At 67.8% G+C, this 3051-nt stretch carries 2 protein-coding genes; both read right to left on the reverse strand.

The genetic code is table 11. The features are described 5' to 3' along the window. Positions 1-433: phage tail protein (locus tag PHC73_RS13135; RefSeq protein WP_300129149.1), on the reverse strand; the 433-nt coding region annotated here is incomplete at its 3' end. 11 nt (positions 434-444) lie between these two features. Beyond that, a partial coding sequence (locus PHC73_RS13140; protein WP_300129152.1) for a phage tail tape measure protein occupies positions 445-3051 on the reverse strand: 2607 nt, incomplete at its 5' end.

A 3051-nucleotide genomic window follows, 5' to 3' on the forward strand; every position in this document is an offset into this window, starting at 1 on the left:
CGGCAAACGGGCTCCAGCCGCCGCTGATATCGGTGACGATGTTGTCTTCGCCGTACGACTTGAGCTTGAGTTCGAACGCAATTCGGCGCGGCTGGCCATCGTCCATCAGCACGCTGCGGGTGTCGCCGACCTCGACGATGGCCCATGCGCCCCACACGCGCCCGAGACCGTCGACGAGCTGCAGCGGCTCGCCCTTGTCAGCGAGCTCGCGCATCTGCTCGACCTGCGCGAGTCCGCCATCGAAACTGGGGTAGAGCGTGCCGGACAGCGTGACTTCGATGGGCTCGCGCCCGGTGTACTGCAGCGCCGGCTCGCGCCCGATGCGCGCCTGCTCGGGCCAGCGCCACGACTGGCGCATCGCCAGACTTTGATACGTCGCCTGCCCCACTTCAAAGCGAAAGGGGCCCAGCGCCATCATCACTCGCTCGGCCATGCGATTTCCTCTTAGTCGTGCAGCGCCGCGCGGCTGCCGCGCAGCGCGTCGTGGATGAGGCGGCGCAGACGCTGTTCGACGTCGGACGCCATCGACTGCGCATCACTGCCCGGCGGGGCGTAGATGGTGATCTGCGGCGCGAAGTGGATCGAGTGCGTAGCGGTTGCTGCGGCAGCCGTTGACGTCGTGGTCATCAATGGCCGGCCAGCGCCCCAATTTGTCGGCATGGCAGATTCCGCCGAGGGGTGATTGGGCGACGGCAGCGTCAGTGCCGCAGCCTGCGGCAGTTGCACCTCGGGCGATGGGATCGTGAGCGGCACCGCCTGCAGTGATTTCGCCAGCCGCCCGACCTCTTCCACCGCCTGCGGCCCGGCGGCCGCCACGCCCTGCGCCAGGCCGAGTGACAGCGCGCCGCCCAGCGCGGCAAACACGCGCGATGGGCTGCGAATACCCAGCATCGCTTTGAAGCGATCGCGCACTTTGGCGGCGACCTCGCCCACGGCGGCCACGGCCTGCTGCGCCGCCTCGCGGAGGCCGCGCGCCAGGCCTTGCAGCAGGGCGCGGCCCACGTCGGCGAACTGCGCGGCCATCTGGCGCAGATGGCTGAGCATCGACCCCAGCGACGCTTGCAAGGCGAGCAGCGGATCGGGCGACGCGAAGATCGAGGCGATAGATCGCCATACGCCTGACAGCGCCGCAAAACCGTCGCGCACCCACGTGACCAGCGCGCCGATGGCGCGCAGCGGCGCGGTGATCGCCAGCAGCGCCGTGCTCAACACGCTGCCGATCACTGCGCCCAGCGACCGGCCCGAGCTGGCCAAGCCGTTGAACTCGTCCTGGGTGAGCGTCACCGGCGCGAGCAGCTGACCGATCCAGCCGACCACCCGGCTCACGCCATCGGCGATGAATCCGAACACCGACGCGACCGCCTGACCGATGGGTGCCAGTGGCGCCAGCGCCGTGGTCAAGCTGGTGATCGCTGGCTGCACTGCGGCGCGAATGCCTTGGAACACGCCACCCACATAGGCGGCAATGGGGTCCCAGTATTTGCGGATCACCAGCGCCAGACCCGCGACCGCCGCGCCGATGCCCGCCACGATCCACGTGATCGGGTTGGCGAGCAAGGCGGCGGTGGTCGCGCCGATGGCGGGCAGCATCGACCAGAACGCCATCGCCGCTGATTTGATTGGCGTGATGAGCCCCAGCGCACCGACCTTGAGCCGGCTCCAGGCCAGCGCCAGCAGGCCCGAGCTGGCCGCTGCGCCCTGTGCCTGCACCTGCAGCAGCGCCAGCCCCGCGCGCACCGATGCGATGGCCGTGTTGACCGCCAGAAACGCCCCCTTGACGAACGTCCAGGCGTAGCCCAGCCCGATGGTGGCAATCTTGAACCCCACGACGGCGGCCGTTGCGCCCACCACCACTTGAGTGACGACGGGGAACCGCTCGGCCAGCTGCGCCAAGGCCCCGATGGGGGCCATCAGCGCACCCAAGAGGCTGTTCAGGGGCGGCAGCAGCGCGTTGCCGATGGTGATGCCAAGGCGGGATATCTGGTTTTTGAGCAGCTGCAGGTTGTTGGCCGTGGTGGCCGCGCGCGCCTCGTACTCACGCTGCATCGAGCCGGCATAGGCGGTCTCGTCGGCCACCAGGCCGATAGCCTGCCGGTAGGTGTCCAGCGAGCCGACCAGCTTGGCGATGTCGTCGGAGTACTCCGCGCCAAACAGGTCGGAGAGCGTGCCCATGACATCCGGCGCGCCCTTGACGGCTTCCAAGAAGTTGATGAGCGTGCCTTGGGCGTCCCGCGCGATGTCCTTCTTTAGCTCTTTCGCGCTCAGGCCCAGCTGCGCCAATGCCTGCTGGAATTCACCGCTTTGCTTGTCGGCGGTGGCGAGCTTGAGCAGCAGCGCATTGATACCGGTGGCGGCGACTTCGGGGGGCGTCTTGAGCGCCAGGAAGGTGGCACCCAGGGCATTCAACTGCGCGCCGGATAGCCCGAAGAGCTTCGCCGTCGATCCGGCGCGGTTGGCGATGTTCAACAAGTCGGATGCCTTGGCATCCATGTTGTTGGACAGGTGGTTGATGGCGTCGCCGAGCTTCACCACCTCGTCCTGGGTGAGGCCGAAGATCGAGCGCAGACCCGTCATGGCGGCGCCGGCCTGCTGGCCCGATAGGTCAAACGCCACGCCCATCTTGGCGGCGTCCTCGGCAAAGCGCAGCAACTCCTCGCGGGCGATGCCGGCCTGACCGGCCGCCGCCACAATGGCGCCGATGCCGTCGGCCGCCATCGGTATCCGCGTGGACAGTTCCAGAATGTCTTTCGACATCTGCGCAAACTGCTGCGGCGTGTCGAAGTCCACCACCTTCTTGACATCCGCCATCACCGACTCGAACTGAACCGCCGGCTTTACCAGGCCATAGAGCGCGCCGCCCAAGGCCACCGCATCCATCAGCTGGGCGCGGTAGGCGCTGCGCTGCTCCAGATTGCTGGCCTGGGCTTGTTGGGCGCGGGTGAGCGCCTCGGTGCGCTCGCGCAGCTTCTCAAGCTGGCTGCCGAGACGCGCGCTTTCTGCGCCAAGCTTTGCCGTAGCAACGCCGGACTTTTGCAATTCGGCCGTCTGCTG

The sequence above is a fragment of the Immundisolibacter sp. genome, from assembly GCF_028696615.1.
GTDB lineage: Bacteria > Pseudomonadota > Gammaproteobacteria > Immundisolibacterales > Immundisolibacteraceae > Immundisolibacter.